The sequence below is a fragment of the Halomarina halobia genome, from assembly GCF_029338575.1.
In the GTDB taxonomy this organism is placed as follows: Archaea; Halobacteriota; Halobacteria; order Halobacteriales; family Haloarculaceae; genus Halomarina; species Halomarina halobia.
On record NZ_CP119993.1, the window covers coordinates 671770 to 688989 of the forward strand.

Genomic DNA, 17220 nt, shown 5'->3' on the forward strand with positions numbered 1-17220 from the left:
CTATCGTCCTACACGCCGATGAAAATCCTGGGCGTGGATATCGGGGGGACCTTTACCGATATCTACCTGATAGACAACGAGACGGGGGAACAGACGATCCACAAGGTGAGCACGACGCCGGACGATCCCTCCGCGGGGGCCCTGACGGGGATACGCGAGATCTGCGAGATGACCGGGACGGATCCGGGCGACGTCGACTACGTGCTCCACGGCACGACGATCGCGACCAACGCCGTGCTGGAACACGACGGCGTGGCGACGGGGATGATCACGACGGAGAACTACCGCGACGTGGTCCACATCGGACGCCACCAGCGTCCGCAGAACTACTCCATCCAGCAGGACATCCCGTGGCAGAAGAACCCCCTCGTCAGGCGGCGACACCGGAAGGAGGTGCCCGAACGGGTGACCGCGGACGGCCAGGTCGCGGTCGCGCTCGACGAGGACGCGGTCGCCGAGCGCGCCGCGGAACTGCGATCCGAGGGCGTCGAGTCCGTCGCCGTCTCGTTCCTCTTCTCCTACCTGAACGACGAGCACGAGCGCCGGACGAAGGAGATCGTCGAGGAGGTTCACCCGGACGCGTACGTGACGACGTCGAGCGAGGTCTATCCGCAGTTCCGCGAGTTCGAGCGGTTCACCACCACCGCGATGAACGCGTTCATCGGCCCCAAGGTGGTCGAGTACATCGGGCGCTTCAAGCGCGAACTCGAGGCCTTCGGCGTGAGCGCCGACCTCCACGTGATGCAGTCGAACGGCGGCATCGCCACGGAGGACATGATCAAGAAGACGGCGGTGACGCTCCTGCTGTCCGGGCCGGCGGCGGGCATCCTCGGCGGGAAGTGGCGCGGCGACGCCAACCCCGTCGACGACGCCGGGACGAACGTCATCACGCTCGACATGGGCGGGACGAGCGCCGACATCGGCATCGTCTCCGGCGGCGAGATCGTCGAGGCGAACGTCCGCGAGACGCAGATCGGCGGATACCCGGTGATGATTCCGATGATCGACATCGAGACGATCGGCGCGGGCGGCGGCTCCATCGCCTACCTCGATGAGGTGGGCGCGTTCCGCGTCGGGCCGAAGTCCGCCGGCGCGGTCCCCGGTCCCGTCGCCTACAGGCGCGGCGGGACCGACCCGACGGTCACCGACGCCCACGTCGCCCTCGGGCGCATCCGCCCGGAGTTCTTCCTCGGCGGCGAGATGGACCTCTCGACCGACGAGCCGCGCGAGGTCGTCCGCGAGCGTCTCGCCGAACCGCTGGGGATGGACACCATGGAGGCCGCCCTCGGCGTCCTCCAGATCGTCAACAACGGCATGGCGAACGCGATCCGGTCGAAGACGATCCAGAAGGGGCGCGACCCGAAGAAGTTCGCGCTCGTCTCGTTCGGCGGCGCGGGGCCGATGCACGCCGCCGACATCGCGCGCGAACTGGACATCCCGCGCACGCTGATCCCGGCCAGCCCCGGGGTGCTGTCGGCGATCGGGCTCTCGACGACCGACCTCCAGTACGACCAGATCGCAACCGAGTTCTCGATGCTGGCCGACCTCGACCGCGAGACGCTCCAGGCCGACTACGACGACCTGGTCGAGCGGGTTCGAACCCGCCTCCGCGCCGACGGCGTGAGCGACGACGACATCGCACTCGAACTGACCGCCGACTGCCGCTACCAGGGACAGGGCTACGAGCTGAACGTCGTCGTGGGCGACGGCGAGCGCGTACTGCCCGTCGATCGGGTCCGCGAGACGTTCGACGAGATCCACCGGAGCGAGTTCGGCCACAACTTCCCGGAGAACCCGGTCGAACTGGTCAACGAGCGGGTGACGGCGTACGGTCGCCTCCCCTCCTCGAAGCTCGTGCCGATCCCCGACGCGGAGGGCGACGTGGCCGACCTCGCGCTGTTCACGGAGGACGTCTACTTCAGCGTCGACGGCGAGGCGCGCTCGTTCGAGACGCCGTTCGTCGAGCGGGCGGCGCTCGGTGCCGGCCACGAGATAGACGGCCCCGTCGTCATCGGGGAGAAGGACTCGACGACGATCGTCCCGCCGGACTTCTCGGCGCGCGTGCTGGAGTACGGCGACATCGAACTGACCCGGGGAGCGTGAAACGGAGACGAGATATTATGGCAGAAGTACACGAAACACGGAACCTCACCGGCACCGACGTTAGACAGCAGACCGCGCCTCGACTCGAGGTCGACGACCCCGACCGACGGGTCGATCCGATCACGCAGCAGGTCATCTCGGGCAGCCTGGTCAACATCTGCGACGAGATGGGTCACAAGCTGACCCGGATGAGCTACTCGAGCATCATCCGGGAGTCCGAGGACTTCGGCTGCGCGCTCCTCGACGAGCAGGGCCGACAGCTCTGTGAGACCGACAGCACGCCGCTCCAGATGGGTCCGATCCCGGCCTACGTGGAGGGCGTGATCGAGGTCTTCGACGAGCGGGGCGAGGTCTTCCGGCCCGGCGACGTCGTCCTGCACAACGACCCCTACTACGGCGCGAGCCACGCCCCGGACTTCGGGATCGTCGTCCCGATCTTCCACGGCGGCGAGCTGACGGGGTTCTCGGTGACGACGGCCCACCACCTCGACGTCGGCGCGGACAAGCCCGGGACGTGCATCATCGACACCATCGACGCCTACAGCGAGTCGATCCGGCTCGACGCCCTGAAGATCGTCGACGACGGGGTGCGCAACGAGGCCGCCTGGCAGCTCATCGCCGACAACATCCGGGTGCCCGACATGGTCATGGGGGACATCGAGGCGCAGATCTCCGCCGCCCGCGTCGGCGTCGACCGGATGCACGAGCTGTTCGAGGAGTACGGCCACGACACGGTCAAGCTCGCGGGGCAGGCGATGATGAACTACTCGGAGGAGCGCCTGCGCCGGGAGATCGAGCGGCTTCCCGACGGCACCTACTCCGCGGAGGGCCACATCGACGGGTTCCTCGACTCGCCGGATCCGAACGAGAGGGACGTGTTCCTCGCGGTCGACCTGGAGGTCGACGGGTCGGAGATCCGCGTCGACCTCTCGCGGTGCGACGGGCAGATCGACAACCGACCGATCAACATGCCGTTCAAGGGGACCGTCATCCCGGCGGTGTTGCTCGTCATCCGGTCGACCCTCCTCGACACCGAGGAGCACGAGCTCGTCCCGCAGAACAACGGCATCACCCGGCCCGTCTCCGTCCACGCGCCGAAGGGGACCATCGTCAACCCGCGGTTCCCCGCGCCGACGATCGCGCGGTTCTGCCCGGGGAACCGGATCGCCGACCTCACGCTGAAGGCGCTGGCGGAGGTCGTCCCGGAGAAGACCTGCGCGGGCATCGGGAACCTCAAGGTGAGCACGTTCAGCGGCGTCACGGAGGACGACGAGTACTGGGTGTACATGGACATCTCCTCGGGCAGCTACGGCGGTCGGCCGGCGAAGGACGGTCTCGACGCGGTCGACACGCTCTACGCCAACACGCGGAACAACCCGATCGAGGACATCGAGAGCCACTACCCGCTCCGCGTGAGCAGGTACGAGCTCCGCGAGGACAGCGAGGGGGCCGGGCGCAACCGCGGCGGCATCGGCACGATTCGCGAGATGGAGTTCGTCACCCCGGCCCGCGTCTCCATCGAGGGCGACGGCAACAAGTACCCGCCGTGGGGCTTCGACGGCGGGCGTGACGGCACGACGGGGCGGATCATCCTCGATCCCGGGACGGACGGCGAGCGGCGGCTCACCTCCAAGCTCGAGAACCGGTCGATGGACGTCGGCCAACGGCTCCGCCTGGTGGGTCCCTGCGGCGGCGGGTGGGGCGACCCGACCGAGCGCGACCCGGAGAAGGTCCGCGCCGACGTCCTCGACGGTCTCGTCGGCGTCGAACGCGCGCGCGAGGTCTACGGCGTCGCGCTCACCGACGACCTCGAGGTCGACGAGGAGGAGACCCGGCGGCTGCGCGGCTGACGGGGACGGAGAGTCGCGGCGACGCAGCGCCCTCCCGCCGCCCCGTTCGCGGTTCGGTCCGCGACGCCGACGCTCGGGTTCGCGTCGCGGCACAGAAATGGGACGGCGAAACCGTCGGGACGAGTCGCGAGTTCAGTCGTCCGCGGACGGGGCAGGCTCCGTGAACTGGTAGACGTCGGGATACCCCTTGATCTCCTTCGGCTCCGGCGGCCTGTACGTCATGACCTTGCTCGTCGACTTGCCGAGCCTGACCAGCCCCTCCGCGAGGACGGCGGCCGCGCCGACGCTGTCGATGACCGGCACCGGGAGCTCCTTCTCGAGTTCCTCGTCGAGGCCGCCCATGCCCGCACAGCCGAGGCAGATCGCCTCCGCCCCGTCCTCCTCGACCGCGAGCGTGCTCGCCTCGAGCAGCGCCTCGACCGCGGCGTCGCGGGCCGTCTCCGTCTCGACGACGGTCAGGTCCGTGCACCTGACGGACGCGCACTTCGAGGCGAGTCCCGTCGTCAGGACCGTCTCCTCGATGAGGTCCTTCGCCCGCGGGAGGATCGTCGCGACCGAGAACGTCGCCCCGAGCATGTTGGCGACGTACATCGACCCCTCGGCGATCCCGACGACCGGCTTCTCGGTCACCTCGCGGCAGGCGTCGATCCCCGGATCGCCCCAGCAGGCGTTGATGAACGCGTCGAAGTCCCCCTCGTCCTTCCGTATCTCCTCCAACAGCCCGGGGATCGCGAGGTAATCGTCGTAGTAGGACTCGATGCTGATCGGACCTCGCTCGGGAGAGACGGCCACGACCTCGACCTCGTCGCTCGTGTACTTGTCCGCCACCTTCCCGATGTTCTCCGTCATCTCGAGGGTGGTGTTCGGATTGATGGCCTTTATTCGCATGGCTCGCGTTAACTATCCCCTCAGCCCGTGATAAAGCTATGCGTCGGCCGTTCGCGTCCAGCCGCGGGACAGTACGCGAGGGGAGGATGTCGCGGCGTGCGAAACGTACATGTACCCCGTCCGCCGACTCTCCGGTGCTCTCGGGGTCCGGTCCGACGCGGATCGGCCCCTCGATACGCATGGAGGAGAGACGAGAATCCCCCCGGAGACTCCTGTTCGCTGCCTGGCTGCTCGCGGTCTGCGGATCCGCCTACCTGATCGCGCCGGCGGGCATCCTCCCAGTGCTGACCGCGGAGCTCGCGATCGGCGCGGCCGCCGCGAGCTGGATCGTGAGCGTGCCCTACGCCGCCGAGGCCGTCGTCGGCCTGCCGGCGGGGCGCGTCCTCGACCGGTTCGACGCCGGCCGCGTCGTGACGGCCGCCGTGCTGGGGCTCCTCGTCGCGATCGTGTGGGGCTGGTTCGCCGGCGGCGAGGGCGACTACGCGTCCTTCCTCGCGTCGCGCTTCCTCGGCGGCATGGCGTTCGCCGCCCTCTGGATCGCGAGCATCGACCTCGTCGGCCGGTCGGTCGACCCGCGTAACGAGGCGACCGCGCTCGGGTTCTACACGACGAGCGGCCCGGCCGGCCTCGCGCTCGGCCTCGCGCTCGCACCGATCGCCGCGTCCGGTGCCGGGTGGCTCGCGACCTTCCCCGTCCTGGGCTGTCTCCTCACGCTCTCGTTCGTCGCGTTTGCGCTCGTCGGCGGAACCGCCGACCCTCCCTCGAACGACGCCCGCCCCGGACCGACGGCCGGCGCGCTCGCGGACGTGCTCGGGAACCGGCGGGTGTGGCCGGTCGCCGCCATGGCGTTCGTCGCGTACTCGCTCCTCCTGCTCTTCAGCGGGTGGATGCCGTCCTACCTGGCGGCGACCTTCGACCTCTCGCTCGAGGAGGGCGGCCTCCTCGTCGCGCTGGTTCCGGCGATCGGGATCCTCTCCCGGTCGGGCGGCGGCCTCGTCTCGGACCGCCTCATGGAACGCCGTCGACGCCCGATCGCCCGCGCCTCGTTCCTCGTCGTCGCGCCCGCCACCGCCGCCCTCCTCGCCGTGAACGACGCGACGCTCGTCGTCGTCCTGCTCGTGCTCGTCGGCTTCTTCGTCCAGTTCGGCATCGGCGTGTTCTTCAGCTACGCCCGCGACCTCGTCCCGGACGCCGTCGGCGGAACGACCGTCGCGTTCGTCAGTACGGTCGGCATCCTCGGGTCGTTCACGGCCCCGGTCGTCGCCGGGACGCTCATCGAGGACACCGGCGCGTTCGACGCGGCGTTCGGCTACGCCGCGCTGCTCGCGGTCGCCGGCCTGGCGTTCGCCTGGATCGCCCCCGAACCGGGGGGCGCTGACTAGACCGACGGATCGACGCCGGCGTCGAAGTCGAGGTAGACGAGGTCCTCGTCGCCGATCGTCCGGCCGACGTGGCCGGGGGGAACGGCGGCGACGTCACCCGGTCCGAGTTCGTGCTCGGTCCCGTCGTCGAGCCTGCATCCGAGTCGGCCGGCCACGACGGAGAGCAGGTGCGCGTTCGGACAGCTGTCCGTTCCGACGAGCGGCGACTCGTCCCGTTCCCACTCCCATCCCGGCCGCATCGTCGCCCGCTTCACCGTGACGCCGGCGATCGCGACCGCGTCGACCGCGCCGTTCGGGAACGTCGTCCGCTCGCCGTCAGCGAGGTTCCGCGCGACGAATCCGCCGGATCGAGCCTCCTCGTCCATGGGTCCCACTGGTCTCGGCGACGGTTAACCGTGCGCCCCGGGCGGGCGACCGGACGCGAGCGAGCGCTCAGGGGCGGTGCCACCCCGAGAACAGGTCGGGCGCGTCCGCGCCGGAGGTCGGGAGGAACGTCCCGTGATCGGGCGCGCCGACGAGGTCGCCCCCCTCCACGACCGGACGGCCGCGGACGAGCGTCGTCACCGGCCTCCCGCGCACCTCGCGCCCGTCGAACGGCGAGTAGTCGGACGCCTGCCGCAGCGCCGACCCGTCGACCGTCCACTCGGCGTCCGGGTCGAACAGGACGAGGTCCGCGTCCGCGCCGACGGCGACGGTCCCCTTTCGCGGGTACAGCCCGAGCATCCTCGCGACGTTCGTCGAGGTCAGCCGAACGAACGCGGTCGGGGAGAGCCGGCCGGTTGCGACCCCCTCTGAATAGAGGACCGCGCTGCGCGTCTCGACCCCCGGCAACCCGTTCGGTACCCGCGTGACGTCGTCGCGGTGCCGGCGCTTCTGCGCCGCGTCGTAGCCGCAGTGGTCGCTGTTCACGGTCTGTACGAGGCCGTCCTCGAGCATCGACCAGAGGGCGTCGCGGCTGGTCCCGTCGCGGAGTGGCGGGCTGCAGACGTACTTCTCGCCGTCGCTCCGGTCGTAGAGTTCCTCCGTGAGCGCGAGGTAGTGCGGGCACGTCTCCGCGAGCAGCGGGAGGCGGCGGTCCCGGGCGGACTCGAGGACGGTCCCGGCACGGCCGGCGCTGACGTGGACAAGGAGAGTCGGACAGCCCGTCTCCTCGACGAGGTCGGCGACCGCCCACATCGCGGTCGTCTCCGACACCGCCGGCCGCGTCGCGGCGTGGACCGAGTAGTCGGTCTCGCCGCGGCGTCGCAGTCGCTCTATCAGGTGGGCGATGATCGCCTCGTCCTCGGCGTGGACCAGGCACAGCCCCCCGCCGGCGGCGACCGCCTCGAGGACGTCGCGGATCTCGCCGTGCGTGAGCATCAGCCGGTCGCGGTAGACGGTGAAGACCTTGACGCTCGCCGCGCCGCGGTCGATCAGGTCGGGGAGTTCGGCGAGCGTGCGGTCGTCCGCGCGCGTCGCGCAGCCGTGCAGCCCGTAGTCGACGTAGGCGCTGCCGTCTGCCTCCTCCCGCCGCCGCTCGAACGCGGCGAGCGGCGATTCGCCCTCGTCGGGGATCGCGAAGGGGACGATCGTCGTCGTTCCGCCGCGGGCGGCCGCCGCCGTCGCGTCCGCGAACGAGTCGTTCGTCGTGAACTCGCCGAGCGAGAGGTTCACGTGGACGTGCGAGTCGACGAACCCGGGGAAGACCGTCAGTCCGGTCGCGTCGACGACCGTCTCCCCGCTCAGCGAGCGCGGCGCGCCGACCGCGGCGATCGCCCCGTCGCGGACGCCGACGTCCCCCTCGAAGGCGCGCTCGGGGGTGACGACCGTTCCGTTACGGACCACTGTGTCGTACATGGTCGAAACTCACGGCCTCCCCAAGCCGTGACACGTGATAAGTGTTGTCGTGATCTGTGACGGACCGGCGCGTCACCGGGACGACTGTCGCCACGTCTGGATTTCCAATTAGAAGTTACAACCCGCTAATACCCGCATTCGTCTCGCGTTACCGAGGCGGGTCGTGCTCCGTCGTCGTAACCGTACCGGCCGTCGCTCGTTCGGGCATCACCGGCCCGCTACCCCCGTAAGGGCACTGGCAGTCCTGCACGGAGGACCCGCAACGGATCCCACCCGGGTGAATGGCTCCCGTAACGACGTGGGAACGATCGTCGCCGCTCCACGGCGGGAGATCTGTCGGGTTCGGCGCCCGTCAACGACCCCGATTGGCGTTTCGCCACTGCGCTCGCGGGCGCGGGGAGAGGGGATCCGACGACGACCGTTAAACGGAAGATCGAGTAACGAATTCTAATTTGTTTCCACGGTGAACCGGCACCGGCGTTCGTCAGGTGGGGGCGATGAAGGGCGGCGGACGCGGTGGGATCGTAGCCGGCCGACGAACCAGTTCGGCACGATGCTTTCGTCCTCCCGCCGAGTACTCCGGCCATGGCGTCGACGTCAGACCGACCCGCCGACCCCAGCGACACCGCCCGCTCCGAGCGCCCCGTCGAGCGGCGACCCGGACGGTACCTCCTCGCCGTGTACTGGCTCGGCCGGATCGACGGGGCCCGCGTCCGGACCGGTGCGGTCGGCGACTACCTCGGCGTGCACCCGGCGAGCGTCACCGAGATGTTCTCGAAACTCGCCGCGGCGGCGCTCCTCGACTACGAGAAGCACCGCGGTGTCGAGCTGACCGACCGCGGCGAGCGGGCGGCCGGGGAGCTCGCGTGGCGACAGTGCGTCGTCCGGTCGTTCTTCGCGACGGAGCTCGACGCCGCCATCGGCGACGACGACGCCTACCTGATCGGGTACACGTTACCGGAACGGAGCGTGGCCCGACTCCGGACCCGCATCGAACGCCCGTGCGAGCGGTCGTGTCCGGAGCTTCCCGCCCGAGCCGAACACTGCCTCGTCGGCTCGCGAATCGAGTGTTGAGGGCGGGAGTCCCGCCGGAGCGAACACCTTCGGCGCAAGGTACAGGCACTCCACCCCGCTTCGTTCACACGCATGTATCTACGCAGGGCAGAGACGAGCGCGTCCGTCGCGCGCGGCGTCGGGTGCCGATCGACCGGCAGCGGCGCGGGGGCGTGACCGATGGTCGACGCGAGTTTCGCGAGCGAACGACGCTACGACGACGACCGCTTCACCGCGAGGACGGTCTTCGAGAGCGAGCGGATGAAGGTCGTACTCGGCTACTTCGAACCGGGGCAGTTCATCCCGGTCCACGCGCCGGACAGCGACGTCGCGGTCGTCGTCCAGGCGGGGACGGGCCGGGGCCGCGACGGAGCAGACGAGCACGCCGTGGAACCGGGCGACGTGGTGGTCGTCGAGGCGGGGACGGAACGGGGCGTCCGCGCGGACGAGACGACCCGCCTGGAGGCGGCGCTGGTGACCGCCCCGCCGCCCACCGAGGAGGAGCACGCCCCCGTCCACGAGGGCATCCGGCGCGACGAGTTCGACCCGCTCGCGTCGCGGGAGGGGCCGGACCGATGAGCGCGACGGCGACCGACCCCCGGCCATGACGTCGGTCGAGCGACTGGACGACCTCGAGGGGCGACCCCACGCGAACGTCTTCCCCGGCGAGGAACCGACGACGATCCGGCTCGCGCTCGCGGCCGGCGAGCGCGTCGAACCGCACCGACACCCCGACCGACAGGTCGTGCTCTTTCTCGTGGAGGGTCGGCTCGCGCTGCGCGTCGGCGACGAGAGGCGCGAACTCGAAGCGGGCGACGTCGCCCGCTTCGACGGCGACGCGGACATCTCGCCGCGCGCGCTGATCGACAGCGTCGCGCTCGTCGTGTTCGCGCCGCGCGCCGACGGCGAGTAAGGGGCACCGCTCACCCGGAGCCGTCCGAACCCGCGGTGCGGGCACGTCACGCCGTGGCGCGACCGGATCGCCCCGGCCGGACCGGCTCGCGCGACCTCAGACCGGTACCTCCGCCGAGGCCCGGTGCGCGCGAACGCACACCAGCGCCCGGTCGATGTGACCCGCCCGTTCCGCGGCCGCCTCCGCCCGGAGCGCCGCCAGTTCGCGCTGCAACCGACGGAGGCGTTCGGGATCCGGCGGTCGGCACTCGCGGCGCGCAAGCGCCCAGAGCGACCCGGCGATCCGATCGAGTCGCGGTTCGATCCCGGTGTCGGGCGGCGTCTCGATCGCGCGGATGAGCGCCCGGTTCGCCGCCTCGAGGTGGGTTCGCGTCACGATCCGACGGTTGGAGCGCGGTGAGCGAATAGGCGGGACCATCATATCCGGGGGGTTGATCCCGGGGACGATCGCCCCGGCGGCGAACGCGACGTCCTTGAACCCCCGCCATACCCTGGTACTCTACTGAAGGACGTCGCCGCCGTTCGAATCAGGCGATGAACGTCGCAGATGACGTCACCGACCTGATCGGTACCACGCCCCTCGTCCGCCTCGATTCGTTCGGCGAGAACATCGTCGGGAAGCTGGAGGCGTTCAACCCGGCCGGCTCCGTCAAGGACCGCATCGGCGTCGCGATGATCGAGCGCGCCGAGGAGGCCGGACTCGTCGACGAGGGGACCGCGATCGTCGAACCGACGAGCGGGAACACCGGGATCGGCCTCGCGGCCGCCGCGGCGGCGAGGGGCTACGAGCTGATCCTCACGATGCCCGACTCGATGAGCGAGGAACGGCGTCGGCTGTTGCGCGCGCTCGGGGCCGAACTCGTGCTCACGCCCGGCGAGGACGGGATGGCGGGCGCGATCGAGCGGGCCGAATCGATCGCGAGCGAGCGCGAGAACGCCGTCGTCCCCCAGCAGTTCGCGAACCTCGCCAACCCGTGGATCCACCGCACCACGACGGGACCGGAGATCTGGGACGACACGGACGGCGAGGCGGACGTCCTCGTCGCGGGCGTGGGGACCGGCGGGACGATCACCGGCGTCTCCGAGTACGTGAAGGAGGAGCGAGGGAGGGAGGACTTCCGGTCGATCGCCGTCGAACCCGCCGAGTCGCCGGTCCTCTCGGGCGGTACCGCGGGGAGCCACGGCATCCAGGGGATCGGCGCGGGGTTCGTGCCGGACGTGCTTCGACCGGGGCTGATCGACGACGTCGTCGCCGTGGAGCGCGAGGACGCGGTCACGGCCGCGCGGAAACTCGCCTACGACGAGGGGATCCTGGCGGGGATCTCCTCGGGTGCGGCCGTCGAAGCGGCGCTTCGGGTCGCCCGACGTCCGGAGAACCGGGAGAAGCTGATCGTCGTCGTCCTCCCGGACACCGGCGAGCGCTACCTCTCGACGGACCTGTATCCCGACCCCGAACCGGACGCGGTGACCACGACCGCGTGAGCCGGTTCGTCGTCTCCACTGCGCCCGCTCCCCCGCCGTGACGCGTCGAGGCTACGTGTCGTCGCCGGGGACGGCGCGGGCACGTCGTTATAAAACCCCCCGATACGGTGGTGGCACAGTGACGGTCGAGCCGCGCCCCGTGTTCGTGGATGAGTGAGTTCAACGACTCGGAGCGGGCGGCCGAACTCGCGGCGCGGGCCCGGGCGCTCATGGACGAGGTCGTCGTACCGAAGGAGCGAGCGCTGTCCGGTGGCGCGACCGTCTCCGCCGGGACGGTCGCCGACCTCCGGGCGGCGGCGCGCGAGTACGGCGTCTACGCCCCACAGATCGACCAGGAGTGGGACGGGATGGGAATCGACTTCCGGGACGTCCTCCCGACGTTCGAGGAGGCGGGACGCTCGCTGCTCGGCCCGACGGCGATGCGGGTCGACGCGCCCGACGAGGGCAACATGCACCTGCTCGAACTCGTCGGGACCGACCTGCAGCGGGAACACTACCTGAAACCGCTCGTCGCGGGCGAGATCGCGTCCGGCTTCTCGATGACCGAGCCGCTCCCCGGCGCGGGGTCGGACCCGAAGACGATACGCACGACCGCCCGCAGGGAGGGCGACGAGTGGGTGATCGACGGCCACAAGTGGTGGACGACCCAGGGCGTCGAGGCCGACGTACTGATCGTCTTCGCCCGAACCGATCCCGACGCGCATCCCTACTCGGGCTGTTCGCTGTTCCTCGTGCCGTCGGACGCGCCCGGCGTCGAGGTGGTGCGGAACATCCCCCACCTCGGGGGCGGCCCGACCGGGATCAGCCACGCCGAGATCAGGTACCACGGCGTTCGGGTGCCGGAGGAGCACCTGCTCGGCGAGGAGGGCGAGGGGTTCAGACACGTCCAGGAGCGCCTCGGCCCGGCGCGGCTCACCCACTGCATGCGCTTTTCGGGGATGGCGCGCCGGTCGCTCGACGTGGCGGCGGCGTACGTCGCCGAGCGCGAGGCGTTCGGCGATCGACTCGCGGACAAGCAGGCGGTTCGGTTCGCCATCGCCGACGCGGAGACGGACCTGCACGCCGCCCGCGCGACGGTCCGAAACGCCGCCGAACGGATCGCCGCCGGCCACGAGGCGCGCACCGAGGTGGCGATGGCCAAGGTGTTCACCGCCACCGCGGTCCAGGAGATCGTCGACACGGCGCTCCAGTTGTGCGGCGGGAGCGGCATCGGGCGGGACCTGCCGCTCGCCGACTTCTACGCGACCGCCCGCCAGTTCCGCATCATCGACGGCGCGGACGAGGTCCACCGGCGGACGATCGCGCGCGACGCGTTCGAGGACGTCGACCGCGCCGAACTCGACGCCCTGACCCGATACGACGGGTGACGCCGTCGGACCTGGACGCTCGACCGCCCGGGCGGATCGCGACGGGATCGGAATCGCCGATCACGTCCACGGCGTCGAGCGGCGGGGCGGGGGGTACGACGCGCTCTCCGCGTGGGCGGGCGAACGGTGCGAGGCGACTGCGCGGCGCGAGGCGGCCGACGGGCGGCACTGAGCGGAACGAGGGGGACGGCGAGGCGGTTACTCTACTCGGACTTCGGCCCCGTCGTGTTCTTCGCGTGTGACCGCAGGCCGTAAAGCAGCGGCGCGGCGAGCAGCGCGGCACCCCCGCCGAGCGCGGCCGTGCCCGTCTCCGAGATGACGCGGTCGTCGGGGTCGCCGATGACGACGACCCCGCGCATGCCGCGCTCGCCGTACGCCTCGCACTCGTACTTGCTGACGCCGCCACCGCCGAACGCCACCGCGAACCGGTGGCCGGTCCCGGAAACGCGGTCGCTCCGGTAGCCGAGGCGCTCGTCGACGACGTCGTACGCGCCCGCGTCGCCGACCCACTTCCAGACGACGATCGTGTCGGGGTCGACGTGGATCGCCGGCGGGTCGAACGCGAAGGCCCCGCCGTTGCCCTCGGCTCCCACCTTCACGGTGACGCGGTCCTCGCCCCGCCCGTCGACCACCCCGGCGTAGTTGTCGGTGTTCTCGAGCCAGCCGCCGAAGGTCCGCTCCGGGCCGCTCGCGGACTCCCCGCCGCCCGTCTCGTTCGTGGCGTTCGCGGCGTTCGTCCCACCGTCTCCGCCCAGCGAGGCCGAGACGTCGCCGACGACGAGCGCGCCCTTCATGCCCACCGACTCGTGGGGGGCACACGCGTAGGTGAGGAGGCCCTCCCCCTCGGGCGCGTGCTCGAAGGTCTCGCCCGCCGTCTGGTAGTACTCCGACTCGAACTCGCCGTTCGTCGCGACGACGTTGTGGGTGCCGCCCTCGCCGGTCCACGTCCAGACGACCGTCGTCCCCGGATCGACTCGGACCGCCGCGGGCTCGAACGCGAACGCCCCGCCGTTGCCCTCAGCACCGACCGTGATCTCGACGGACGACGTCCCGCGCTCGTCCACGATCCCGTCGGCGTTGTCGGTGTTCTCGAACCACGTCGCGAGGTCGGCGCCGCCTCCCCCGCCGCTCTGGGCGACCGCCGGGCTCGCGAGGAGGCCCGCGCCGAGCGCCGCGCCCGCGGTGCCCGCGAGGAACTGTCGCCGGGTCGCGATCGGGTGGCGCGCGTCGCTCACCGCGATCACCCCTCGTAGCCGGCGTACGTCATGAGCTGCCGGAAGACCTCGGTGTCCATCGCCTCCCTGTAGACGATGCCGGTGAGCATGCCGCCGGGGTACGACGAGCCGTTGCGCACGTGATCGACCTTGTGGCAGTGCAGGAGGTAGATGCCGGGGTCAGCGTCGGCCTCGAACTCGACGGTGTAGCGCTCCGCGGGGGCGACGTTACAGACGTCCTGCTCGTACTGCAGCGCCTCCGGCATCGGGCTGCCGTCCTTCTCGACCACGCGGAAGCGGTGGTTGTGGGTGTGCAGCGGGTGGCTCATGAACCCGGCGTTGACCCAGTGGACCCGGACGGTGTCGCCCGACTCGACGATGAGCGGCGAACCGGTCTCCGGGTGGAGCGTCGCGGGCGCGGACTTCCCGTTGAGGGTGAACGCGTCCGCGCGCCGACTGGGGAGGTCGTACGCGACGTCCTCGCCGCCGTGCTGGCGCGAGAGGCGCGTGTCCCACTCCTTGGCCGTCATGAAGTACTCCTTGTCGGCCTCCTCGTACCCCTTCGGGTCGACCCGGAGGATCCCGTACATCCCCATGTCCATGTGCATCGGCGTCTGGTAGTGGCAGTGGTAGAGGTGCGTGCCGGGGACGTTCGCGGGGATGGCGTAGGTGTGCCTCTCCCCGGGCATGACCGTCACGCCGGTCGTCGTCGGGACGCCGTCGTTCTTCCACGACTTCCGGACGCCGTGGAAGTGGAGCGTGTGGGGGACCTCCATCTCCGAGTTGTCGAGGGTGATCTTCAGGTCGTTACCCTCCGTCGTCCGGAGGACGGGACCGGGCACGCTCGGCGTGCCGTCGTCGGCCTGGAACGCCCAGACGACCGGGAGCGAGATGGGACCGCCCATCGTCTCCAGGGGGTGGACGTCGTGGCGGGCCATCACCGACCTGATCGTCACCTCGTGGCCGCGCTCGTCGAGGTCGACGACCTCGGGGCGACCGGTCGAGGGCAGGTCCGCCCCCGCCGTCGCGGCACCGTCGAGGTCGACCTGCTGGGCGCTCGGCGAGATCGCCGCCGTGCAGCCCGCGGTCGCGAACAATCCGGCGCTCCCCGTCGCGGCGAGGAACTGGCGACGGGAGAGGCCCTTCCCGGGTGCGCCGATGGAATCCGTCATAGTACACCTCAGAATACGGGGACGCCCCTCAAGACGTGGTAGTCCGATTCTCGACACCCTGGAATCGGGCGAACACGTTCGGCTCGCCGGCGTTCTCGACTCCCTCGCTCAGGCCGGCGGTCGCTGCCGGTCCCGCAGCTCGCGGATCCACTCCAGGTGAACGTCGAGGAGTCGGACGGTCAGCTCCTGCATGTCGCGGCGGTAGCTCCGTTCGGGGCCGAGCTGTCGCTCGTGGGCCCGATAGACCGCGGTCCGCTCCTCGCGCGCACGGTAGAACTGGTCCTCGAGGCGGGCGAGTTCCTCGTCCCGCTCGCGCGGCGGGAGGTGGTGGAGGAAGCCGATCTTCATGCGGAGGTGCCGTCGCTGCGTCGGATCGAGGACGTCGTCGATCGGTCGCCGCAGGAGCGATAGCAGCCGCTCGCGTCCCTCCCGCGTGAGCGCGTAGGTCTCCCCGTCTCGACCGACCCGGCCCGCGCCTTCGAGCCTCGACAGCGTCGGTCCCAGCGTCCCGTGCCCGGCGGTCCAGTGCCGACCGAAGCCGTGTTGCAGTCGTTCCCTGATCCGCGGGAGCGAGGCGTCTTCCTCCGCGAGAATCCCCAGGACACCCAGCTCGGCGATCTCGTCCGGCTCCATGTTCGTTGGTAGCGCGTACCGACGTTAAGTGTTCGCCCCCGTCCGCGGAGACCGCCCGGCTCCCGAGCGCCGCGGACGCCAAATCTTCTTGACGGCTCCCGCACAGACGGAGGTATGCGATCCGTGCTGACGGCTGACCAACGCGACCTTCGCGACGAAATCCGATCGTTCGCGAGAGAGCGTATCGAACCGCGGGCCGCCGACCTCGACCGGCGGGAGGAGTACCCGGCCGCCATCCTCGCGGAGCTCGGGGAGCGGCGGTTCGCGGGGCTGACGCTCCCCGAGGAGTACGGCGGCCGCGGCGAGGGGCTCGTCGAACTCGCCGTGGTGATCGAGGAACTCTCCGCGGCGACGATGACCGTCGCGAGCGCGCTGGCGCTCCACCTCGGCGTCGCGACCGCGATCGAACGCCTCGGCACGGAGCGCCAGCGGGAGGAGTACCTGCCCGCGATGGCGCGGTTCGAGACGGTCGGCGCGCTCGGGCTGAGCGAGGAGAACGCGGGGAGCGAGAAGCTCGCGATGGAGACGACCGCCTCTCGGGACTCCGACGAGGGTTCCTCGGCCGATCCCCGAGGAGCGGACGATTCTCGGGACGGCGACGACTGGGTGCTGAACGGCCACAAGCAGTGGGTGACGAACTTCCTCGACGCCGACGTCGTCCTCACCTACGCGAAGACCGGCCCGGACGCCGACGCGCCGCACAACGTCAGCGCGTTTCTCGTCCCGACCGACGAGTTCGAGGTCGAGCGGGTCTGGGAGACGCTCGGCGCGCGCAGCGTGAAGTCCCCGCGGGTGTCGCTCGACGGCGTCCGGGTGTCCGCGGACGCGCTGGTCGGGCGAGTGGGCGAGGCGTACGCCCGGCGCGGCGAGGGCGCGATCGGCGTCAACGTGCCCGCCCGCGGCGTCGGCATCGCGCGCGCGGCCCTCGAGGACACGGTCGCGCACGCGACCGACCGCGAGCAGTTCGGACGACGTATCGGCGACTTCCAGGGGATTCGGTGGAAGATCGGGGAGATGGCGCGACGGGTCGACACGGCCCGCCTCCTCACCCTCCGAGCGGCCGACCGCGCCGACCGGGGGATGGACGTCGGCCGGGAGCTGAGCATGGCGAAGATCCAGGCCACCGAGGCCGCGGTCGCGAACGCGAACGACGCGATGCAGATCCACGGCGGGATCGGCTACACGACCGAGCGCGACGTCGAACGCTACCTCCGGGACGCCCGCCTGCTCACGATCGCGGGGGGCCCGAACGAACTCCACCGGAACGCGCTCGCCGACGCCGTCCTGCCCGATCGGGCGGCCGAGTGATCGCAGAGCGGACGGCTCCC

At 70.8% G+C, this 17220-nt stretch carries 16 protein-coding genes; 9 read left to right on the forward strand and 7 right to left on the reverse strand.

All coding sequences use genetic code 11. The features are described 5' to 3' along the window. Window positions 1-18: 18 nt before the first annotated feature. Together P1K31_RS18645 and P1K31_RS18650 are read left to right on the forward strand one after the other, a co-directional pair. The gene (locus P1K31_RS18645; protein ID WP_276305870.1) at window positions 19-2103 is read left to right on the forward strand and encodes a hydantoinase/oxoprolinase family protein; all 2085 of its coding nucleotides are present in this window, start codon (window positions 19-21) and stop codon (window positions 2101-2103) included. 17 nt (window positions 2104-2120) lie between these two features. After that, window positions 2121-3953: a hydantoinase B/oxoprolinase family protein gene (locus P1K31_RS18650; protein ID WP_276305871.1), complete on the forward strand. Its 1833-nt coding sequence runs from the start codon at window positions 2121-2123 to the stop codon at window positions 3951-3953. Between the two features lie 132 nt (window positions 3954-4085). Here P1K31_RS18650 and P1K31_RS18655 read toward each other — a convergent pair whose 3' ends face one another. Further along, on the reverse strand, window positions 4086-4841 hold the full coding sequence (locus P1K31_RS18655; protein ID WP_276305872.1) for an aspartate/glutamate racemase family protein: 756 nt from the start codon (window positions 4839-4841) through the stop codon (window positions 4086-4088). 179 nt (window positions 4842-5020) lie between these two features. Between P1K31_RS18655 and P1K31_RS18660 the strand changes: the two genes are divergently transcribed. After that, window positions 5021-6223 (forward strand): MFS transporter, encoded by a 1203-nt coding sequence (locus P1K31_RS18660; protein WP_276305873.1) that lies wholly within the window; start codon window positions 5021-5023, stop codon window positions 6221-6223. Here P1K31_RS18660 and P1K31_RS18665 read toward each other — a convergent pair. Beyond that, window positions 6220-6588, reverse strand: coding sequence for a cupin domain-containing protein (locus tag P1K31_RS18665; RefSeq protein ID WP_276305874.1), 369 nt, complete (start codon window positions 6586-6588; stop codon window positions 6220-6222). The genes P1K31_RS18660 and P1K31_RS18665 overlap by 4 nt on opposite strands. A gap of 67 nt (window positions 6589-6655) precedes the next feature. Then, window positions 6656-8059 (reverse strand): dihydropyrimidinase, encoded by a 1404-nt coding sequence (hydA, locus tag P1K31_RS18670; protein ID WP_276305875.1) that lies wholly within the window; start codon window positions 8057-8059, stop codon window positions 6656-6658. A gap of 585 nt (window positions 8060-8644) precedes the next feature. Here hydA and P1K31_RS18675 point away from each other — a divergent pair. The 3 genes from P1K31_RS18675 (at window position 8645) to P1K31_RS18685 (ending at window position 10025) form a co-directional block, all read left to right on the forward strand. Beyond that, the gene (locus P1K31_RS18675) at window positions 8645-9133 is read left to right on the forward strand and encodes a metal-dependent transcriptional regulator (RefSeq protein ID WP_276305876.1); all 489 of its coding nucleotides are present in this window, start codon (window positions 8645-8647) and stop codon (window positions 9131-9133) included. Between the two features lie 159 nt (window positions 9134-9292). Beyond that, on the forward strand, window positions 9293-9691 hold the full coding sequence (locus tag P1K31_RS18680) for a cupin domain-containing protein (protein ID WP_276305877.1): 399 nt from the start codon (window positions 9293-9295) through the stop codon (window positions 9689-9691). A gap of 25 nt (window positions 9692-9716) precedes the next feature. Then, on the forward strand, window positions 9717-10025 hold the full coding sequence (locus tag P1K31_RS18685; protein ID WP_276305878.1) for a cupin domain-containing protein: 309 nt from the start codon (window positions 9717-9719) through the stop codon (window positions 10023-10025). 96 nt (window positions 10026-10121) lie between these two features. Here P1K31_RS18685 and P1K31_RS18690 read toward each other — a convergent pair whose 3' ends face one another. After that, window positions 10122-10400, reverse strand: coding sequence for a DUF7553 family protein (locus P1K31_RS18690; protein WP_276305879.1), 279 nt, complete (start codon window positions 10398-10400; stop codon window positions 10122-10124). 158 nt (window positions 10401-10558) lie between these two features. On the opposite strand from P1K31_RS18690, the gene cysK reads away from it, so the two are divergent. Continuing rightward, entirely contained in the window at window positions 10559-11506 is a 948-nt protein-coding gene (gene cysK / locus P1K31_RS18695; protein ID WP_276305880.1) for a cysteine synthase A, read from the forward strand. A gap of 149 nt (window positions 11507-11655) precedes the next feature. Beyond that, on the forward strand, window positions 11656-12873 hold the full coding sequence (locus P1K31_RS18700; RefSeq protein ID WP_276305881.1) for an acyl-CoA dehydrogenase family protein: 1218 nt from the start codon (window positions 11656-11658) through the stop codon (window positions 12871-12873). A 203-nt stretch (window positions 12874-13076) separates the two neighbouring features. On the opposite strand, the gene P1K31_RS18705 is transcribed toward P1K31_RS18700, so the two are convergent. The 3 genes from P1K31_RS18705 to P1K31_RS18715 all read right to left on the reverse strand — a co-directional run bounded on the left by P1K31_RS18705 (window position 13077) and on the right by P1K31_RS18715 (window position 15892). After that, on the reverse strand, window positions 13077-14108 hold the full coding sequence (locus P1K31_RS18705; RefSeq protein WP_276305882.1) for a halocyanin domain-containing protein: 1032 nt from the start codon (window positions 14106-14108) through the stop codon (window positions 13077-13079). Window positions 14109-14113: 5 nt separating this feature from the next. Then, window positions 14114-15259, reverse strand: coding sequence for a multicopper oxidase domain-containing protein (locus P1K31_RS18710; protein WP_276305883.1), 1146 nt, complete (start codon window positions 15257-15259; stop codon window positions 14114-14116). A gap of 108 nt (window positions 15260-15367) precedes the next feature. Further along, the gene (locus P1K31_RS18715; RefSeq protein ID WP_276305884.1) at window positions 15368-15892 is read right to left on the reverse strand and encodes a helix-turn-helix transcriptional regulator; all 525 of its coding nucleotides are present in this window, start codon (window positions 15890-15892) and stop codon (window positions 15368-15370) included. Between the two features lie 114 nt (window positions 15893-16006). Here P1K31_RS18715 and P1K31_RS18720 point away from each other — a divergent pair, with 114 nt between their 5' ends. Beyond that, window positions 16007-17200 carry an acyl-CoA dehydrogenase family protein gene (locus tag P1K31_RS18720; protein ID WP_276305885.1) on the forward strand — a complete coding sequence of 398 codons (1194 nt, stop codon included), beginning with the start codon at window positions 16007-16009 and terminating at the stop codon, window positions 17198-17200. The last annotated feature ends 20 nt before the right edge of the window (window positions 17201-17220 follow it).